20 protein-coding genes and 1 pseudogene are annotated in these 17,668 nt (G+C 49.1%); 11 read left to right on the top strand and 10 right to left on the bottom strand.

All coding sequences use genetic code 11. From position 1 onward, the window contains the following. The first annotated feature begins 63 nt into the window (after positions 1-63). Positions 64-1,119 (top strand): L-threonylcarbamoyladenylate synthase, encoded by a 1,056-nt coding sequence (locus METMK1DRAFT_RS14055; RefSeq protein ID WP_009075374.1) that lies wholly within the window; start codon positions 64-66, stop codon positions 1,117-1,119. Beyond that, positions 1,100-1,783, top strand: coding sequence for a biotin--[acetyl-CoA-carboxylase] ligase (locus tag METMK1DRAFT_RS14060; RefSeq protein ID WP_009075376.1), 684 nt, complete (start codon positions 1,100-1,102; stop codon positions 1,781-1,783). Before METMK1DRAFT_RS14055 ends, METMK1DRAFT_RS14060 begins: the two co-directional genes overlap by 20 nt. Here the strand turns inward: METMK1DRAFT_RS14060 and METMK1DRAFT_RS14065 are convergent. The 4 genes from METMK1DRAFT_RS14065 to tldD all read right to left on the bottom strand — a co-directional run bounded on the left by METMK1DRAFT_RS14065 (position 1,763) and on the right by tldD (position 6,120). Continuing rightward, positions 1,763-2,998 (bottom strand): FAD-dependent oxidoreductase, encoded by a 1,236-nt coding sequence (locus METMK1DRAFT_RS14065; RefSeq protein ID WP_009075378.1) that lies wholly within the window; start codon positions 2,996-2,998, stop codon positions 1,763-1,765. The genes METMK1DRAFT_RS14060 and METMK1DRAFT_RS14065 overlap by 21 nt on opposite strands. A 31-nt stretch (positions 2,999-3,029) precedes the next feature. After that, positions 3,030-3,455 carry a universal stress protein gene (locus tag METMK1DRAFT_RS14070; RefSeq protein ID WP_048088141.1) on the bottom strand — a complete coding sequence of 142 codons (426 nt, stop codon included), beginning with the start codon at positions 3,453-3,455 and terminating at the stop codon, positions 3,030-3,032. Positions 3,456-3,538: 83 nt separating this feature from the next. Continuing rightward, a complete protein-coding gene (locus tag METMK1DRAFT_RS14075) occupies positions 3,539-4,792 on the bottom strand; it encodes a TldD/PmbA family protein (protein ID WP_009075381.1) in 1,254 nt (417 codons plus the stop codon). Beyond that, entirely contained in the window at positions 4,789-6,120 is a 1,332-nt protein-coding gene (gene tldD / locus METMK1DRAFT_RS14080) for a zinc metalloprotease TldD (protein ID WP_009075383.1), read from the bottom strand. Before tldD ends, METMK1DRAFT_RS14075 begins: the two co-directional genes overlap by 4 nt. A 33-nt stretch (positions 6,121-6,153) precedes the next feature. On the opposite strand from tldD, the gene METMK1DRAFT_RS14085 reads away from it, so the two are divergent. The 5 genes and pseudogenes from METMK1DRAFT_RS14085 (at position 6,154) to METMK1DRAFT_RS16820 (ending at position 10,246) form a co-directional block, all read left to right on the top strand. Beyond that, a complete protein-coding gene (locus METMK1DRAFT_RS14085) occupies positions 6,154-6,576 on the top strand; it encodes a CopG family ribbon-helix-helix protein (protein ID WP_009075385.1) in 423 nt (140 codons plus the stop codon). Next, the gene (locus METMK1DRAFT_RS14090) at positions 6,548-7,207 is read left to right on the top strand and encodes a B3/B4 domain-containing protein (RefSeq protein ID WP_009075386.1); all 660 of its coding nucleotides are present in this window, start codon (positions 6,548-6,550) and stop codon (positions 7,205-7,207) included. The genes METMK1DRAFT_RS14085 and METMK1DRAFT_RS14090 overlap by 29 nt, the downstream gene beginning before the upstream one ends. After that, positions 7,204-8,142 (top strand): homoserine dehydrogenase, encoded by a 939-nt coding sequence (locus tag METMK1DRAFT_RS14095; RefSeq protein WP_009075388.1) that lies wholly within the window; start codon positions 7,204-7,206, stop codon positions 8,140-8,142. Before METMK1DRAFT_RS14090 ends, METMK1DRAFT_RS14095 begins: the two co-directional genes overlap by 4 nt. 58 nt (positions 8,143-8,200) lie before the next feature. Next, the gene (gene cyoE / locus METMK1DRAFT_RS14100) at positions 8,201-9,058 is read left to right on the top strand and encodes a heme o synthase (RefSeq protein ID WP_009075390.1); all 858 of its coding nucleotides are present in this window, start codon (positions 8,201-8,203) and stop codon (positions 9,056-9,058) included. A gap of 209 nt (positions 9,059-9,267) precedes the next feature. Next, a pseudogene (locus METMK1DRAFT_RS16820) lies at positions 9,268-10,246 on the top strand (IS701 family transposase). 34 nt (positions 10,247-10,280) lie between these two features. Here the strand turns inward: METMK1DRAFT_RS16820 and METMK1DRAFT_RS14110 are convergent. After that, positions 10,281-11,060 carry an enoyl-CoA hydratase/isomerase family protein gene (locus METMK1DRAFT_RS14110; RefSeq protein ID WP_009075396.1) on the bottom strand — a complete coding sequence of 260 codons (780 nt, stop codon included), beginning with the start codon at positions 11,058-11,060 and terminating at the stop codon, positions 10,281-10,283. Between the two features lie 72 nt (positions 11,061-11,132). Between METMK1DRAFT_RS14110 and METMK1DRAFT_RS14115 the strand changes: the two genes are divergently transcribed. Further along, positions 11,133-11,696, top strand: coding sequence for a hypothetical protein (locus tag METMK1DRAFT_RS14115; RefSeq protein ID WP_009075398.1), 564 nt, complete (start codon positions 11,133-11,135; stop codon positions 11,694-11,696). Between the two features lie 350 nt (positions 11,697-12,046). On the opposite strand, the gene amrS is transcribed toward METMK1DRAFT_RS14115, so the two are convergent. Continuing rightward, positions 12,047-13,102 (bottom strand): AmmeMemoRadiSam system radical SAM enzyme, encoded by a 1,056-nt coding sequence (gene amrS / locus METMK1DRAFT_RS14120; RefSeq protein WP_009075400.1) that lies wholly within the window; start codon positions 13,100-13,102, stop codon positions 12,047-12,049. A 37-nt stretch (positions 13,103-13,139) separates the two neighbouring features. On the opposite strand from amrS, the gene METMK1DRAFT_RS14125 reads away from it, so the two are divergent. After that, positions 13,140-13,577, top strand: a complete 438-nt coding sequence (locus METMK1DRAFT_RS14125; RefSeq protein WP_009075402.1) for a DUF309 domain-containing protein — start codon at positions 13,140-13,142, stop codon at positions 13,575-13,577. Here the strand turns inward: METMK1DRAFT_RS14125 and METMK1DRAFT_RS14130 are convergent. Continuing rightward, a complete protein-coding gene (locus METMK1DRAFT_RS14130) occupies positions 13,506-13,991 on the bottom strand; it encodes an adenosine-specific kinase (RefSeq protein ID WP_009075404.1) in 486 nt (161 codons plus the stop codon). The two genes, METMK1DRAFT_RS14125 and METMK1DRAFT_RS14130, sit on opposite strands and share 72 nt — an antisense overlap. A gap of 31 nt (positions 13,992-14,022) precedes the next feature. After that, entirely contained in the window at positions 14,023-14,403 is a 381-nt protein-coding gene (locus METMK1DRAFT_RS14135; protein ID WP_009075405.1) for a hypothetical protein, read from the bottom strand. 51 nt (positions 14,404-14,454) lie between these two features. Here METMK1DRAFT_RS14135 and METMK1DRAFT_RS14140 point away from each other — a divergent pair, with 51 nt between their 5' ends. Then, on the top strand, positions 14,455-15,003 hold the full coding sequence (locus METMK1DRAFT_RS14140; protein ID WP_048088039.1) for a VIT1/CCC1 transporter family protein: 549 nt from the start codon (positions 14,455-14,457) through the stop codon (positions 15,001-15,003). A 353-nt stretch (positions 15,004-15,356) separates the two neighbouring features. On the opposite strand, the gene METMK1DRAFT_RS16825 is transcribed toward METMK1DRAFT_RS14140, so the two are convergent. After that, positions 15,357-15,542: a hypothetical protein gene (locus METMK1DRAFT_RS16825; RefSeq protein ID WP_009075409.1), complete on the bottom strand. Its 186-nt coding sequence runs from the start codon at positions 15,540-15,542 to the stop codon at positions 15,357-15,359. Positions 15,543-15,581: 39 nt separating this feature from the next. On the opposite strand from METMK1DRAFT_RS16825, the gene METMK1DRAFT_RS14145 reads away from it, so the two are divergent. Continuing rightward, positions 15,582-16,142, top strand: coding sequence for a cupin domain-containing protein (locus tag METMK1DRAFT_RS14145; protein ID WP_009075411.1), 561 nt, complete (start codon positions 15,582-15,584; stop codon positions 16,140-16,142). A 341-nt stretch (positions 16,143-16,483) separates the two neighbouring features. On the opposite strand, the gene METMK1DRAFT_RS14150 is transcribed toward METMK1DRAFT_RS14145, so the two are convergent. Continuing rightward, complete coding sequence (locus METMK1DRAFT_RS14150; RefSeq protein WP_009075413.1) at positions 16,484-17,629, bottom strand: RNA-guided endonuclease InsQ/TnpB family protein; 1,146 nt, start codon at positions 17,627-17,629, stop codon at positions 16,484-16,486. Between the last annotated feature and the right edge of the window lie 39 nt (positions 17,630-17,668).

Raw genomic sequence — 17,668 nt, forward strand, 5'->3', positions numbered from 1 at the left:
GATAGCATCGGAGGTTCTTCATCACTTAAAAACATAAAGGTATAGGAAGGATTAAAAAGCAACATGATCGTGCTCAAGGTAGATCCGTTGAACCCAGAGCTTGACGTCATAAAGAGGGCAGCCAAGGTAATAAGAGAAGGTGGACTAGTGGCCTTCCCTACTGAGACAGTTTACGGCCTTGGGGCAAACGCCTTTGATCCAATTGCTGCCACTAAGGTCTTCAAGGCAAAGAGAAGACCCATGGATAATCCGCTCATAGTTCACATAGCTGATATGGAGCAATTGTACGATGTGGCCAAAGATGTTCCTGACGAGATTCTCGACCTCTGCCAAAGGGTTTGGCCAGGTCCGTTGACTTTAGTCCTGAAGAAGGCTGAGGGGGTGCCCCTGGAGACGACTGGTGGGCTCAACACAGTGGCTGTGAGGATGCCCGCGCATCCGGTGGCTCTTCAATTGATAAGGGAGAGTGGAGTACCTATTGGGGCTCCCAGTGCAAACTTGGCTGGAAGGCCTAGTCCAACTCTGGCAGAACATGTCATCCAAGATCTGGGCGACAGTGTGGACGTAATCCTGGATGGGGGGGAGACCTTCTTTGGTGTCGAGTCCACTATAATCAACGCCACTGTGTCACCTCCAGTTCTCCTCAGACCTGGTCCTCTGACGGTGGAGGAACTGAGACAATTGGTGGGGGAGATAGTTATACCCAAGGAGTTGCTTGAGGGATCGGAGTTCAAGGAGGCCTTGGCTCCTGGAATGAAGTACCGCCATTACGCTCCCAATAAGAGACTCTACATAGCTAGGAGAACAGAGGAATTCGTTCCCACTCTGGAGGTACTGAGGAAGAGAATGAAAGTTGCAGCCCTGTGTTCGGAAGAGACCTGTAGGGAAGTTCATGATCCCAAGATAATCCTTGGGACTAGAGAGAACCTCTACTCTGTTGCACGGAACTTGTTCAAGTCCTTCAGGTTACTGGATCAGTTGGACGTAGATGTTGGGCTCATGGAACCTTTTCCGGAAAGGGGAGTAGGTTTAGCAATAATGAACAGGGCAAGAAAGGCTTCAGGCAACTCCGTGATTTCCCTGGAGGAGGCAGAGAGGTTTGCAAAGGATCAAGCTTGACGTAGTCACCTCGACGCAGGACTTAGCTGAGGCAATACACCACATGATCCCTGGAGACTTCGTGGTCACTGCCGAGGAGCAGACTAGGGCTAGGGGGAGATATGGGAGGGATTGGTACTCCCCTAGAGGAGGCCTCTGGGTGACGTACGTAAAGAAAGGGTTCGGAGTGGAGGAGATAAACGTATGGACGCTCAGGGTATCTTTGGCCATAAGGGCTTCCATTTCAAATTACGTCGAGGCTATGATTAGATGGCCCAACGACCTGGTTGTGAACGACAAGAAAATCTCAGGGGTTTTACTAGAGGCGTTGGTAGAAGGGAATTGTGCAACGGGTTTCATAGGGTTTGGAGTGAACACCAACGTAGAGGCGTTCCCTCCCGAAATCAAGGCTACGTCGATCCTTTTGGAGACTGGAAAGAAGGTGGATAACGATCAGCTCTTATGGGAAATACTCAGGGAAGTTGAGAAGTACGCTTCGTTGGATCAGGTGAGGGTAATAGAGGAACTGAACAAGTTCCTCTCGATAAAGGAAAGGGAAGTAGTTATAAGGGGAAGGGACTGGGAAAAGACTTGCACGTCCCTGTTCGTCGATAAATTTGGAAGACTTGTGACTGAATGCGGTATCTTTGAGGTTGAGGATGTCCTAAGGTTGGAGTCTAAGTAAGGTCTCCCACACAGCCTCTAGGTAAGAAGGATGAGGAAGGACGACGTCTATGGCATCGGAGACTTTGACACCTATCCTCATAAGTGTGGAAACAAACGTGATAATTTCCTCACCCCTCTCACTGAACGCCACGCCACCCGTTATTCTTCCCTGCTCATCTCTACAGATTTTCACAAAGCCCTCAGTCCTCTTCTCAGCTACTGCCCTCACGATCTCCGTCATGTTGGTCTTACGACATATTCCCTCAGTCCTCCCGACATAGGCTATTTGTGGTTCTGTGTAAATCACCTTAGGTATCGCGTTCCCTTCGTATTTCTTCCTGCCTCCAGTGGCGTTGATTCCAGCCACAAATCCTTTGTGAATCGCCTCGTGTGCCGTGTAGGAACCAGTCACGTCCCCAGCTGCATATATTCCGTTGACCTTCGTTCTCATGAATTCATCCACTTCTATCTTTCCCTCACTGGTCAATTCATCGAACCCGAACGTCTCAAACTTCCTCCCAAATGTCATGACTACCAGATCAGCGTCAAGCTTCTCCCCGTTCACCGTGACTGATCCGTTCTCAAGCTTCGCAATAGAGTTCAGCATCAGGTTGACACCCATTCTCCGGAAGTACGAGGTCACACTGGTTCTCAGATCTTGATCGTGACCGGGAAGGAGAAGTGAATCCTTTTCCACGATAGTTACCTCCTTTCCTGCCATTCTAAGTAACCAGCCGTATTCTACCCCTCCCACTCCACCGCCTATCAGGACTACCTTGTTGAAGTCGGTCTCATAGTACGGCAGGTCATCTGAGGCCACGGTGTACTTTATGTCAGGTTTTCTAGTTCCAGTAGCGACTATCACGGCGTCTGAAGGTATCTGTTCGCCACCCACGTGAACCTTGCCGCTCCTTAATTCTGCATTTCCGTGAACTATATCGATTCCTGCGGACTCAAGGGTGAGTGAGACAGCCTTACTCACCCTGTCTACGGTGCTCATTGAAAGGGATCTCAGTTCCTGAAAAGTGAACTTGACCTCCCTCCCCAACCTATTAAGAGAGTAGGCCAAGCCTAGAGGGGCTAACATCGCCTTGGACGGAATGCAACCGTAGAGCACACAAGTTCCTCCCAGTCTCTCAGACTTCTCCACCAGGGTTACCTTAGCCCCGTTTCTTTGGGCTACTAGAGCAGCGTAAAGCCCTGCTGGCCCAGAACCTATAATGGTGACCTTCATGATAATTCTATTCGGCTAGCTAAAATAAAATTCACTTCACAACTAGGACTGGGATCTTTGCCTCATGGATTATCCTTGAAGAGACGCTACCTAGGAACATCCTCTTTATGGTAGACAGTCCTCTACTACCAGTCACTATCAGATCCACGCCGTTCTTTGAGGCATAATCCATAACAGCGGTAGCAGGATCCCCCTCAACTATCACACCTTCCACCTTGATACCTGCATCGCTGGCCTGTTTCTTAGCTCCCTCCACGTCGGCCTTGGCCTTATTATAGAGCGACTCAATGACATCTGGGGGTACCGGACCTATTCCGGCTCCCAAGATTATTGACGTGTCTACGACCTCTATAATGTCCAACTTAGCCTCATATCTCTTAGCTAAGTCTATCGCTACGTTTAGGGCCCTTTTGGCGTTCTCCGAACCATCGAACGCCACAAGCATATGTTTGAACATGGTTCTCAAATACACTTCATCAAGATAGTAATTAAATATTAGCACTTTCAATACCCTAACCGTATGTTAACAAGGTTAAAAGATCAGTAAACTACGTTGAGCCCCTCCGTCACTAGGTGTCCAGCTCTCAAGTACATGTATCTCCGTTTCTCTCCATATGTTCCAACTATCCCTTCAAGGAGAGACCTCAAGTTTCCAGAGATCACTACCTCTCTCACACCCTTGATTTGGTTATTCTCTACATACCAGCTCACTGGAGCTACCACGCCAAACTCACCTGTCTCCCAGTTACTGGTGTGGACGCCCTGGACTTGGTCTATCACCAACGTTCCTGGGGTCTCCTCTGCCCTCCCAGGATGTTCTAGTTCTAAGTTTGAGACCCCAATTGACGGTGTGCTTGCGAAGGATCTGATTGCAGAGCATGAATTTTCTATCTTTAATTTTCTGGACCAGTACCAGTTGGTGAGGGGCCTGGAGAAAACTCCTTCTTCCAATACGACTTTCCTGGAAGTTTGTTGGCCCTCTCCGTCGAATGATCTGCTGTAAGGAGACATCTCGTCCTCAGGATTGTCCACAACGGTCAAACTTCCGTACTTCTCCTTTAGCTTAAGCGGAGATCTTCCCCTAAAGACGTTCTCCCCGTTAATGGCGGAGGAGATAATGGGACCCAGGAGTTCAGCTGCAGCCTTAGGAGTGAAGGCTATAACCTTGGGTTTCCTCCCTAGCTTCTCCCTCTTTGCGGATATTTTTACCTTCTCTATCACCTCTCGCTTAATCAGATCTACGTCTATTCCTCTCCTGAACCTCGAGGAGGCACTCTCCCAGACTTCAGGACTCACAGTCCCTGACTCCTTATAGTTCGCCATCACGCTAACGTAAATCCCCGTCCTGGTCTCCTCGGCGTCTACCCCCTCAGTACTCACTATTTTAATGGTGCTCTCCTCCACGTCAACGTCGATGCTGACCAAGTTGACCTTTTCCCTCAAGTCCTCCAACGTCCTCATCAACTCCTTGGGCAGTTCCTGTAGATCGAGCTCGTCACGGAGGTTAAGATGCCTAGGTCTAGAGGGAGGTGGCGGGACATTATCCACGTCCTCCTCGCTGGCCCTTATGGAACTCATAGCCTTCTCCAGTAGATCGTCAGTAAGTATCGTCGAGAAGGCGAAACCAACCTTACCGTCCTTAAAAACCCTGAGTCCGTAACCTTCCTCCTGTAAGGATCTGGCGTAATACTGGTTCTCCCTCCTCACACCACCTTCCCTTCTCCTTATCGAGTAGAGTTCCGCTGAGACCCCCATAGTCTTAGCTCTCTCTAAAACCTTGAATACGTCGGTCATCCCACCTTCACCTTCACCCTGATATAAGGCCCCCCAGTACTCACTGGTACACTCTGACCGCCCTTTCCGCAATGACCGGGCCACACATCGAAGTCCTTGGAGACCGCAGTGATCTTACCCAAGGTCTCTATGGTGTAACCTGAGATGGCCGTGTTACGTAAAGTACCCTGAATTTCGCCATTCTCTATGACATAACCTTCCTGAATTCCAAACTGAAACGTACCGTCAGGGCTAGTTTGTCCTCCCAGAGGGGACACCAAGAGGTAACCACTCTTGACGTCCTTTAGTAGCTCCTCTTTGCTCCAGGAACCTGGTTTCATGTAGGTATTCCTCATTCTTATGAGCAAGGGGCTCCTGAAATCCTCAGCTCTGCCATTCCCTGTAGGTCTCTCACCAAGATAAGCTGAGTAAAACCTGTCCACTAACATTTCCGATACGAGTCCCCTATCCACTATTTTCACTTCCCTGGACTCTACGCCTTCGTCGTCATAGGGGGTGAAGCCGTGAGCCATGGGATGGTCCAGCACACCTGAATCCACAACTGTCACGAAGTCTTCTGCTATCTTCTTTCCTCTGAGCTCGCCCAGGATGCCGTTGACGGCTAGGTCTGCCTCAGCCAGATGTCCCAACGCCTCATGGGAGAAGACGCCCACGACGTCGGGGGCTAAAACCACGTCTGCATCTCCCCCCCTTGGAGGCCTACCCTTGAGTTGGTTCTCCAGCCTCTTCCTTACAACTTCCACCGTTTGGTTCACGTCGAAGACTTCCAAAGGGTAACCCAAGTGCGTGGAGAGGGACGCACTAGCTGACGCTGTCACCTCCCCCTCTCTGGCTGTCGCTCTAATGGAGACTCCACTGATGCTGTAGCTCATCTCTATCTCCCTCTCTTCTGTACTGAAGTAGCCCTTGTTAATTTTTGAGATGAATATTCTAACGTTCACGCTCTTCACGCTGGGGTGAGATCTCATCACAGCTTCCTTAATTTTCTCGGCATCCCTCATGATTTCTTCCACGCTCTTGTTTACCTCTTTCTTAGGGAGTACCTTCACCCTGTCTCTCTTTGGAGGAAGGAAAACGATATTGATCCTCTCGTCTCCGTAAGCGCTGTTCACAGCCCTTTCCGCCTCATCGCCTGTACTTTTAGAGAAACTGTAATACCCCCAATTCCCGTTGACTAGGACTCTCAGCGAACTCCCCGCTTCTCTCCCTAACGAAGTCACTTGTTTAGTGGTTTCAGTTACGTACACTGAGGTTTCATCAACGTCGTAAGTCCTGAGGTCTGCGAAGATAGCTCCTAAGCCTTCGGCCCTCTTCAGAAGTTCAAGCATGATATAAAACCTCGCCTGGGTACAATTGTCTCAATGAACGTTGAAAAGATTAGCGTATCAGTGGACAAGGAACTCCTCAAGAGACTGGAGGAGTACATGTCTCGCACAGGGTTAGGGGACAGATCCAGGGTGGTACAGCTGGCCCTAAGGGACTTCCTCGACGAAAGGGGCCTCGGTGAGGAGGACGTCCTAGGCATAATAAGCATAGTCTATGAGGAGAGTCTAGCCAAAAACGCGTTGACGGAACTTCAGCACAGCCTGCATCACCTCATAATTTCCACCCTCCACGTGCACGTGAACGAGAAGGTCTGTATGGAGGCTATAGCAGTCAGGGGTAAGAGGAAGGAGTTGGTGGAACTTCTATCCCTTCTGTCCAAGACTAGGGGAGTTAAAAAGTCCAAGCTCGTTATTTCAACACAGATTGAGGATGAGGATCAAGATAGCCAAAGAGTGTAAGGAATTGGGAATCTTCGTGGCTCACACTGAGGTTCTTGGCGTAACTAACGGTAGAGGAAAGTTTCACGAACTTATGAATGAGACTGAGGAAAAGTTCAGAAAGGGAGACACAGAATCTCTGAAGATTGAACCCGTGGTGCGGGCCTACAGAGACTTCTACTGGAAGATAGGGATAGATCCCACGAAGACCAGACCGTCTGGAGAGGCTTTGAGGAGAAGAGTAGTAAGGGGGGACAGCCTACCGAGGATAAACGATGTGGTCGACGCGGGAAATCTAGTGAGCTTAGAGACTCTTATATCGATCGGGTTATACGATTTGGAAAAGTTTAAGGGAGAGCCTTGGATTGTTTTGAGCCGGGGAGGAGAACTGTTCCAAGGACTTGGAAATAAAATCGAGGAGTTGCAGAGGGGAGTCCCCATTATGGTTGATGAACTGGGTACAGTGATGCACATATTCCCTCACCGTGACTCCGTCCTCACTAGTGTGAGGATCGATACCAGGAACGTGTTGGTGGTAGGTGCAGGGGTTCCAGGTATAGAGCCTCCTTTAGTTATGAAGGCGGTGAAGATGACAGCTAGTTTACTCGAGGGGCTAGGCGGCAGAGTATCACATGAGGTGACGCTAGAATGAAGGCCATCATGGTTGGTTTTGGGCAAGTGGGGAGAAGCCTGAGGACTCTCCTTCAGGGAAGGGCTAAGGAGTTGGGCGTCGAGGTCGAGATAGAGGCTGTTGTGACTAGGAGGGGGATCATGATAGGCGACGGAGAAGAATTCAGAAAAACTAGGGACGGAACAGCTATGGACGCCCTCAATTTGATAGGACCTGACCTGGTCATAGATGTGAGCTCAGCAAACTATCAGACAGGAGAGCCATCTCTTTCCCTGTACATCGAGGCCCTCAGGAGAGGAGTTCACGTAGTGACTTCCAATAAGGCACCTTTGGCCCTTAAGTTCTGGGAAATAATGGATACCTCCAGAAGGCATGGAGGCAAGTTGGGCTTCCAGGCAACCGTGATGAGTGGCGTGCCCTCTGTTAACTTAATTAGAGTCATGCCTGGGCTCAAGATAACGAGGATAAGGGGAATCCTCAACGGTACCACTAACTACATCCTGAGCAAAATGTACCAGGGGCTCAGTTACGAAGAGGCCCTTAAAGAGGCCCAAGAGCTCGGATACGCTGAGTCGAATCCAGAGCATGATGTCAACGGCTTCGATGCTGCGGCTAAACTGGTCATATTGGCTAACTACGGACTGGGAAGTAGGGCCAACATAAACTCTGTACATTTTAAGGGAATCAAGGAGTTGTCTCAGGAGAGGATAATTGCTCTTAAGAGACAGGGCAAAAAGGTGAAACTGGTAGCTGAGGCCTACGGCAACTCCCTAACCGTTGAGCCTAGGGAGATAGGGCCAGAAGATCCTCTCTATAATATCGACGGGGTAACTAACGCTCTGCACATCAGCTCTGACGTTCAGGAGATCACGGTGATAGGTCCTGGGGCAGGTCCACTGAACGCAGCATTCGGGGTCTTCTCCGATATTGTACTCATGAGTAAGGGACTATACTAACTCCAACGTTCTCTCTTATATTTATAAACGCTGAGGTAACATAGAAAATAGTGATATTTTGCAGACTAACATAAAGGCAAGATTGATCTATTACGCCAAACTGAGTAAACCCAGAATAATCTGGTTACTGGATTTAGCTGCCTTATCTGGGGCGTTCCTGTCAGGCAGGTTTCTCCCCATGAACTTACTTTTAGTATTAGTCGGTGGTACATTGGCCTCTGCTGGTTCAATGATAGTGAACGAAGGTATAGAGATAGACAGAGACAAAGTTATGAGAAGGACGTCCAAGAGGCCCACAGTCATGGGCTATGTCACTAGGAAGGAGGCAATATACGTCGGGACTGTCATGTTGACCGCAGGTACGCTCTTCGGGTTGGTCGATAATGTGTGGACAGCTTTCTTTATCCTCTTAGGTGGGCTGGTCTATATTCTAGTGTACACTGTTTGGCTCAAACCAAGGACACCACTGAACATAGTGATCGGAGGGCTGGCTGGGAGTGCTGCAGCTTGGGCTGGATACGCTTCCTCCACTAACTCTTTCACCTTGGCATCATTGTTTTTGGGTTTGCTCATCTTCATGTGGACTCCAGGCCACTTCTGGGCACTGGCCCTGAGATTTAAGGAGGACTACGGGAGGGCAGGAATTCCAATGCTACCCGTGATAATGAATGAAAACTTCTCAGCCAAGATGATAGCACTCTCCAACGCCCTCATGATTCCCTTTGCACTGGTACTATCCCTTTACGCTGGGACGATGTACATGGTCGTGGCTGTGCTTCTATCTATCATCCAAATGTACTTCAGTATAAGACTCATGAGGAATCCCACAGGAGAGGAAGCTTGGAGGTCGTTTAAGTTCTCTTCACCGTATCTGGCTATCCTACTTATCCTGATAGTTCTCAGTAGGATAATATGACCCAGGTCATTGGGGACACTTTCCGGTTTTCTCTTTAGGGTTTTAACGTCACGGTAGCCCTAGTTAAGAGATAACCTTACAGCAGTTATGGGAATCTTAGGGAGGTAATACGAAAAATCCGGTATTGGTGAGAAGTTTTTCGACGTCGTCCCGCTGAAAAGGTGCGGAAAGAGACAGATCGAGTTCGCTAGGGAGAGGCTGTCAGGGAGATCAACAGGCTGGGCGTGGTGAGGGGGAAGGGGAGGAGCAGGAAGGTTAACTGGCGCTAGTCCTCATGGTCCTGGTAGGTGGGAGGGCCAGCGTGAGGAACGGGGCCGAGACGTTCGGGTTGGAACGTGAATTGATGGGGCGTTGGGAGAACTTGACGACGCGTGGAGGTCCTGTCAGGCTGGTGAAGGGTCAGGTCGTCATCGTGGACGACACAGTGGACCACGACGCTCCGGGAGGACGTGAGCCCCTGAGAACTACTGGACCTACTGCCACACCCACGGGAGGTTCGAGAGGGCCAAGCTCCTCACGGTCGCCATAGTGGACCTCGGGCAGGACGTTCATGGTGGGAGCTTTCCCCTACGCCGTGAGGAAGATGTTGAATTTGTGAGGGTCACCGAGTTCAAGACCAAGATCGACGTGGCCAGATGTTGGACGTGCTCAAGGAGCCCTTCCGGTAGCCAGGGTCGTCTTCGACCCCAGTACTGTCCGAGAAGCTCGTGACGGACAACGTGGTGTCTGAGCTCAAGTCCAACCGAACTCAGGGTCGGCCCGGGGGACCCTCGAGGAGGTGGAGGGACACCTCCGAGTGGGAGACCCCCTGGAGTCTACTACGCCGACCTGACCCTGGGAGGCCGACCCATTACGGTGAAGTTGCTAGTCCGGGAACATAAACGTGACTCTGGGACACACGCCAGGTACCTCTACACCACCGACCTCTCGCTCAGCGAGGAAGTCGAGGAGGCCTGTTGTGTGGGAGATCGAGGAGCTCCACAGGGACGTCAAGGCCCTGGGACTGGAGGACTCCTCATTCTGGAGGAGGGAGAGGCTTCAGGGTTACCTCACGATCTTCACCATCAACAACGTCGTCAGGGAGCTGGTGGGGGAGCCGAACCTGAGGAGCGTGGAGGCGTTCCTCATGTTCTTGAACGTCATTTAGGCGGACCACCTGGGCTGATGAAAATCTTTAAGTTACGTTAAAATCCCATAACTGCTGACCTTAGTTAAGAAAAACCTACCTGTCTTTGAAGTTAGGTTCCCTCTTCTCCAGGAACGCCTTTACACCCTCCTGTTTGTCCTCTGTGGAGAACGCTACTCCCCATCCTATGCTTTCCATGGCAAGGCCGGACTGTAAAGGTGCGTCCACGCCCCTGTTTACTACCTCCTTTATCAAGGCCAGGGCTACTGCGGACTTCTTGGCTATCTTCTCAGCGAGCTTGGTTGCTTCCTCCTGTAAAGCTGAGCCAGGAACGACTCTATTTACTAGTCCCATCTTCTCGGCGTCTTTCGCGCCTATTCTATCACCGGTCATCATGATCTCTACTGCTCTTCCCTTACCAACCAGCTTGGTCAGTCTTTGAGTCCCCCCGAATCCAGGGAAGATTCCCAGGTTAATCTCAGGGAGACCTAACTGTGCCTCCTCAGATGCTATCCTAATATCACACGCCAGGGCGAGCTCCAATCCCCCTCCTAGGGCGTACCCGTTTATCACCGCTATCACAGGTTTCATTAAGTTTTCAATTCTGGTCATGACTTCCCTCCCCATCTTGGCGAACTTCCAGGCTTCAGTGGGATTAAGTTCGGTGAACTGGGTTATGTCCGCCCCTGCACAGAATGCCTTACCTTTACCTGTTATTAACAAAACCTTAACTTTCCTGTCGGCTTCCAGCTCAGTGAGAGCTCGTTGAAGTTCCTCCAATAACTTCCCATTTATGGAGTTTAGTCTTTCCGGTCTGTTTAGGATAATCCACGCCAAGTGGCCTTCCTTCTTTAATTCTAATGTTTCAAATTCCATTGCTTTTACGCCGGTATCTCATTAAAAGACGTAATATTAATGCTTTAATTCCGGTTCTCACAAGATTAAGTTATGGTCAATTTTGAGAGGGGAACAACACTTCAGACGATGACGGTGCTGATCCCTTGGGTCGGCCCCAGTGTCTCAACACTATTGCTAGTTAGGAGAATGAGAGACTTCTGGAACTCAGCCCCCTATCTCCTTTACATTACACCTCTCTCCTTCGCATCGACTATAGCGTTCACAGCTATATATATGAAAAATTTGCTTATGATTGCACTCATTTATTCCCTAGTTTCCCCTCTCCTGTTTACCTTTATTTATTCTAAGAAATATGACTCGATGCAAATTAATGTCAACGAGTATTACATCGAGGTGAAACTTAAGGTTCCCCTTTTAACCGATAACGTAATCGACCCAAACGCTCTGTTCGAAAAGGTGGTCAATAAGGCTGTGAGAAGGATAAGGAACCCCTACTATCACTATAAGCTCAAGTCGTTGGGAAACTGTTCCAACCTGAAGGTAAACCTATCTGAGAACAAGATAACATTAAGGAGACGCTGTGGAGATATTACAGTGGAAGTGATAATCTCTAATAATGATATAGCGGACATGAAAGTGTCTATCTCCTATTAAGCGAGTCACATCCTCTTGAAGGAGGCCTCCTTGCACCCTGCTTGAAGTGAGGGGGTGTGGTAACATGAGTTCTGACGGTTGCCCCGCCCCGAGGATATGGAGTGTAATGGGACTTTCGCGCCTATACGAACCATTAATGGGATTAGGTGTGACCTCATCGACTCCAACAGTTGACGGGGTTCGACTATCAGCGGTTAAGCTCTTGTACCCCGTTTAACCCAGACTCTTTGGTAACGCAACTCTGTCAGTGGCCGTAGCTCACAATAGAGCTTGATAGGAATGTCTAAGGAGATCTCATTCGTGAGTGGCTAAAGTTTTCCTCCCCTTCAAACTAGTTGTTACAAGACAGATTAGATAAACACTGGCTGAAATCTCTCTTCTCTGAAGTTCTTTGAAAGCCTTCCTTTTATGGGCAACTTGTATCCGCAGAACCTGCACCTCATATCCTCAGTTAACTTCCAGTCGAGAATTCTGAACCCCTCCCTCTCTACAATTACGTTCCCGCAGGCTGGACAGTAGGTGTTCTCAAGTGGATGCCCAGGAACGTTGCCTATGTATGCATACTTGAAACCTATCTTCTTAGCGAGAGCGTGATGTTTCTCCAAAGTCTCAACTGGAGTCCAGGGTAGGTTGTTCAATTTATAGTCGGGGTGGAACCTGAGGAAATGAATCGGAACTTCAGGTCCCACCACATCATAGAGCTTCTTCAAGAACACTTCAGCCCAACCTAGATCGTCGCCTATGGAGGGAATCACTAAGTCCGTTATTTCTACGTGCACTCCCCTCTTGATTAGTCCCTCAATTGTCTCAAATATGGGCTCCGGCCCGCTCGCTCCAGTATACCTTCTCATGAACCTGGGCTCCCCATTACCCTTAAAGTCCACAGTCACGGCGTCCAGGAAACTCTTGGCGTAGTCCACTAGTTCTTGTGTCCAATAACCGTTCGTAACCATCGTGTTGAAGAGATTGTACCTCTTGGCTATCACTCCAGTATCGTGGGCAAATTCCGCAAATATTGCGGGTTCGTTATAGGTGTACGTGATGCCGTCCACCTCGTAGGCCCTCGCCATCTCAACTACCTCCTCTGGCGATACCTCAGCACCTTCAGCTCTTCTCCTTTGACTAATATCGAAGTTCTGACAGTACATGCACATCCAGTTACATCCGAAGGTGGAGAAGGAGAAGACTCTAGATCCTGGGTAGAAGTGGACTAGTGGTTTTTTCTCTATGGGATCTATGTGTGCTGCAGCTATCTTTCCATATACGTCGAGGTAGAGTTTCCCGTTCCTGACAGACCTCACTCCACAGAATCCCGTCTGGCCTTCCCCAACTAAACATCGCCTAGCACATGCGTCACACCTTATCCTACTGCCCTGTACAGAGTAAAGTACGGCTTCTTTTGACATCAAATATTTACCTTATCTTTGTGACATAAAAGGCTATATGACCAGGTTTCTGTTGTTCTACCCCCTGGACAAACAGGTCACTCTCCAGTCCTCAGTAGGATTCAAGATAGTGGAGGTGAGGGAGTGCCTGTACAAGGAAGTGGACGTGATAGGTGACCTCGAGGAAGCGAAGAAGTCTTTGGGGGATCCGCTGTTCGTGATAGAGGTGGGGAAGACTAAAGAATCGCTCTGGGACCTCCTCAATCAATGCAGGTTTTGGGAGGCACACGAGCTCCTGGAAGAAGTGTGGAGGAGGTCTCAAGGTTACGAAAAGAAGTACCTCCAGGCTCTCATACTTCTCATGGCCTCCATGATAAAGTTCAGGAAAAGCTGGAGAGTGTCTGACGAGATCCTAGAGAGAGCTCTATCTCTTATATCCGAACTTCCTGAGGATCTCCTTCCTCTCCTTTACGTCCGCCTCGGTCTCAACACCTAGGGGAGACATTCCGTCTACCACTCCCAGTACTCCCCTCCCCTGTTCAGTCTCCGCCACTATGACCTGAAGTGGGTTTGCTGTGGCCGCATGAATTTTAACTACCTCCTCCACAGCCTTAACTCTGTTCAGAACGTTTATGGGATAACCTTGTTTTAGGTATATGACGAATGTGTGACCTGCTCCTATCCTCTTGCACGCCTCTATTGCAAGATCTATGAGCTCCTTATCATTGCCATCGTATCTGATGAGTCTCTTACCGCTGGCCTCGGAGAAGGCCAACCCGAACTTTAACGCGGGAGAGGAGGACGCTAGAGCCTCATATATGTCTTCAACCGTCTTTATGAAGTGTGACTGACCAAGAATGACGTTAGTTCCTTCAGGGATGTCTATCCTAACCACGTCAAGCTTTACCATGCACTCAGTTACAAATTTTCAAAATTAAAGTTTAGCTGACCAGGTAAGCGTAATTAAGCACGATCTCCTCATTCTGGTTAACCTCGACGTGTATCTTGTAATGGAGTTGTGTTACGAAGACGGTGTAATTACCAGCGGGTAAGAGGAACATAGCTACGCCGTCAGGTGCAGTGAAGTTTTGATGAAATCCGTTACCGTAGACCCAAACTACTGCGTCTCCAAGGGGCTGCGTCCCGCCAAAATAGCCGTAATTGATGAGAACCTTCACCTTTAGGGTGTAGTACCCCCCATTACTGCTTCCCCCGAGTGGCTGGACATCCACTTGAGTTTTGTAGGAGGAGGCTACCACTACTCCGCCTATCGTCAGAAGGAGCACGACCGCCATGGCAACTAGGAGGAGACCTTTCCTCATGATAGGGGGAATTGAGAAGACTAATATTTAAGTTGAATCAATATATCGGACGTGTTCGATAGGTTCTTGGATGGTCTAAGATACTCCCTCAGGAACGAGAGACCCATACTTAGGAGGTACCTGATTCTAGGGGCCTTCGACGGAGTACTCGTCTCACTGGGCATACTCGTATCGTCATCGTTTGCTGGCGCTTCGGACAAAGTCATAACCATCTCCATTGTGACCGCGCTGGTGGCAGTAGCCATCTCTTCCGCTTGGAACTCACTCATCGTCGAACTCAAGGAGAGAAGGCTGGAGTTCGCCAGGCTGGAAAAGCAGATGATGAAGAGTCTGAGGGGATCCATTTATGATTACGGAATGAGGATGACAGTAGTCCTCTCAGTCCTGGCTCACGGCGTCTCGCCGTTCCTAGGACTGTTATCGCTCTTAGCTTTCCACTTAACAGGGAGCACAGTATACAGTGCGGCGATCTCCCTAGTGGAACTCCTGGGGCTAGGGTTCGCCTACGAGGGTAATACCAGCGATAAGATACGTTCCGGTCTATTCATAGCTCTTGGAGGAGTCATGACTCTAGTCATCTCCGTACTGTTGGCAAGGTGATGATGATGTGACGCTCTCAGAAGATCCTAAAGTTGAGTTCGACGAGTATAGAGACACTTCCCCTCATTGGTTCTCGTCGATAGGGTTTGGGCTTCTTTGAATTTTCATGAATTTGTATCAATCCTAGGCCTTGAGCTTCACCGGAGTCAGGGCTGGCCCGTTCACCCTACCCCCCAGCGGGATGACCCCATTCAACGCAGTGTTACCGCCCTTTGGGAAACCCGCACATCCCTGACGCACTTGCCGTCACACCTATCGGGATATTCCCACCTCATCCGGTGTGACTGTATTTTTATTTGCCTATAGAGTACGTAAACCTCGCGGTTTATCGGAAGTTGACAACGGCTCTCAAGTCACCACGGTGTTACTCCATCGCAACCATACCTGGAGAAAAGCGTCATACATGCTCTCCCATCTCCAGACTTACATCTCTCACATAAGCTGCCGTAGTCGCTCACGGTGAGTTCGTCACATACGAGAGAGCCACATATTTCCACACAGGTCCTGTCGCTCAATTTGATGTAGCATTCTACATTCATTGGAGATCACTTTTTAAACTTCTTAAACAATTTATACCCATGTCGAAACTCCTATCCAGGCGTGATAGACAGGAGGAAATCAGAAAAGGATTAGAGGGCATGATAAAGGAGATAGAGGGCGAGGATTTAAGAGTAGTCACTTTCATGGAATATACCGAACCTTCCCCTCCGGTTAAGCCTAAGATCATCAAATTTTCTAATGTGCTACCGTTACTGAGGAGATTAGCTGAGATGGGTAGAGTTGAGAAAGGAGTAGCAAAGGTAATGTTCTATTCCCCCAGTACGGGGAGGTCTAGGGGACTGACACCAACCATGATGGCAGGTTTCCAGTATCTGGCCCCTGGTGCAAGAACTGAACCTCACTCTCATAACATGGCCTCGATATACATTGTGGTGAAAGGAGAGGGAAGTTCCATAATAGGAGGAGAAGTCTTCAGCTGGAGTGAGGGAGACGTCTTTGTAGTCCCAGCCAACATTGAGCATAGTCATATGAATGAGGGGCAGGAGGAGGCTATACTGTTCGATGTTACAGACTCAGGATTATTGGAGAACATGGGGATATTGGAGTTCAGGCAAGAGATGAGTGAGGTCAAGAAGTGAACGGAAAAGGGGTTTAAGGCATTACAGGTGAGCCGTGAGAGCTTCAATTTTTCCATTTTAGAGAGGAGAAGTTCCTTAAAGGATAAAGATGGACTACCTGAGCTTAAACACTTTTTCCCAAACTCTTTAGTTAAATCAATGGTACTCCTTCATGGATGCTTAAAGGAACCGTAGGATTAGTGTCCGCTGTCCCTTATCCTAAACCTTTCATGTGAAGGATCAGCGGGTTCTGACTCCAGTGAGAGGAGTTCTCTGTAACACTCTATCCCTACTATGTAGGTAAACTACCCCGCCCTCACGGACGGGGCTTTGGGGTTTCCAGTGGCCTTCACGACGCACCTTCATGTCCCCTTCGGGGTGTTTACGTACCCCCGACCCGTACCTCTCGTTAAGGCACGGGCTACGTTAATAGATGCGTTCAGGTCACGGTTGTACTTGAGACCGCACTTAGGACAGCGATATTCCCTTCCTTCAACGTGGGTAACGTACCCACACCTGTGGCAAGTCTTGGACGTATTCTTAGGGTCTATGTATACCACCTTGATTCCTTGTATCTTAGCCTTGTACTCCACCATCTTCTGCAGTTTCCTGAAGGGTAAGGAGTGAAACCTCCTATTGAGTTTCTTACCCTTCTTGAAGTTCTCTCTAATACCCGTGAGCTTCTCCATCACTATCACAGGAGAAGGGAACTGTTTTACGTATTCCACAATCTCCTTGGAGATAACGTGAAGCTCGTGGTTCACAATCCTTCTCTCTCTACCTCTCAGCCTCTTGAACACGTCCAACCTTCTCTTTTCCTGTAGTTTCCTCCTGATGTTGAAGTGCCTGTGCCTGACTTCCTTGATTCTAGATCCCTTGAAGAAGGTGCCCTTTGTCGGTTTACCGACTAGTGCCACTACTGTGGCTAAGTTCTTTTCACCCAGGTCTATCCCTATAGGTGTTTGTGGTTCAAAATCCTTGAATGGTTTTTCAAGGGTGAAGTAGGCGTACCACTCTCCGTCTCTCTTTACGAGTTCAACCTGTTGCAAAGACCACTCGCCGTCGTCAGAGAGGGCGTCAACTATCATCTGTCTTTGTCTTTCCCCGAACTGTACTGGATACCACACACCATCACCGTCCAGCTTGAGGTACAACCAATAAGGTGTTAACTTAGTGTCCCTCCTCACGAGCTTGAAAGCACGGTAGTTCACTCGCATTGATACTTCATGCACGTGAAATTCTCTTCCCTCATTAGCCTTAACCAGTTCTACTGCTTTGTCCCTAGCAGTCTGCGTGAGAGTGGAAGATAGACCGAACCTTCTTCTCGCCTCCTTGTACGCTTTCTGTTGGAGAAGATTCTTATCCTTGATCTTAAAGGAAGCGAAGAACTTCACAGCTTTTAGGTACTTCTCTAGAACGACGTTCAGTTTGTGTCTCTTCTCTTTGTTAGGGTTCAGAATCTTCCCCTGTACTGCTACTTTAACTTCTGCCCTCAGGGAACGTCCCAATCTTTTTTATATTTTGATTCACATTTATACTTAGCTCCC

Origin of the sequence: Metallosphaera yellowstonensis MK1, from assembly GCF_000243315.1 — an archaeon.
Lineage (GTDB): Archaea > Thermoproteota > Thermoprotei_A > Sulfolobales > Sulfolobaceae > Metallosphaera > Metallosphaera yellowstonensis.

Excerpts from the sequence above, each read along its gene's own strand:
- METMK1DRAFT_RS14065 (WP_009075378.1), bottom strand. The coding sequence starts at position 2,998 with ATGAAGGTCACCATTATAGGTTCTGGGCCAGCAGGGCTTTACGCTGCT.
- METMK1DRAFT_RS14055 (WP_009075374.1), top strand. The coding sequence starts at position 64 with ATGATCGTGCTCAAGGTAGATCCGTTGAACCCAGAGCTTGACGTCATA.
- METMK1DRAFT_RS14075 (WP_009075381.1), bottom strand. The coding sequence starts at position 4,792 with ATGACCGACGTATTCAAGGTTTTAGAGAGAGCTAAGACTATGGGGGTC.
- METMK1DRAFT_RS14130 (WP_009075404.1), bottom strand. The coding sequence starts at position 13,991 with ATGGTAAAGCTTGACGTGGTTAGGATAGACATCCCTGAAGGAACTAAC.
- tldD (WP_009075383.1), bottom strand. The coding sequence starts at position 6,120 with ATGCTTGAACTTCTGAAGAGGGCCGAAGGCTTAGGAGCTATCTTCGCA.
- amrS (WP_009075400.1), bottom strand. The coding sequence starts at position 13,102 with ATGTCAAAAGAAGCCGTACTTTACTCTGTACAGGGCAGTAGGATAAGG.
- METMK1DRAFT_RS14070 (WP_048088141.1), bottom strand. The coding sequence starts at position 3,455 with ATGTTCAAACATATGCTTGTGGCGTTCGATGGTTCGGAGAACGCCAAA.
- METMK1DRAFT_RS14125 (WP_009075402.1), top strand. The coding sequence starts at position 13,140 with ATGACCAGGTTTCTGTTGTTCTACCCCCTGGACAAACAGGTCACTCTC.
- METMK1DRAFT_RS14145 (WP_009075411.1), top strand. The coding sequence starts at position 15,582 with ATGTCGAAACTCCTATCCAGGCGTGATAGACAGGAGGAAATCAGAAAA.
- METMK1DRAFT_RS14115 (WP_009075398.1), top strand. The coding sequence starts at position 11,133 with ATGGTCAATTTTGAGAGGGGAACAACACTTCAGACGATGACGGTGCTG.
- METMK1DRAFT_RS14135 (WP_009075405.1), bottom strand. The coding sequence starts at position 14,403 with ATGAGGAAAGGTCTCCTCCTAGTTGCCATGGCGGTCGTGCTCCTTCTG.
- METMK1DRAFT_RS14095 (WP_009075388.1), top strand. The coding sequence starts at position 7,204 with ATGAAGGCCATCATGGTTGGTTTTGGGCAAGTGGGGAGAAGCCTGAGG.
- METMK1DRAFT_RS16825 (WP_009075409.1), bottom strand. The coding sequence starts at position 15,542 with ATGAATGTAGAATGCTACATCAAATTGAGCGACAGGACCTGTGTGGAA.
- METMK1DRAFT_RS14110 (WP_009075396.1), bottom strand. The coding sequence starts at position 11,060 with ATGGAATTTGAAACATTAGAATTAAAGAAGGAAGGCCACTTGGCGTGG.
- METMK1DRAFT_RS14085 (WP_009075385.1), top strand. The coding sequence starts at position 6,154 with ATGAACGTTGAAAAGATTAGCGTATCAGTGGACAAGGAACTCCTCAAG.
- METMK1DRAFT_RS14090 (WP_009075386.1), top strand. The coding sequence starts at position 6,548 with ATGAGGATCAAGATAGCCAAAGAGTGTAAGGAATTGGGAATCTTCGTG.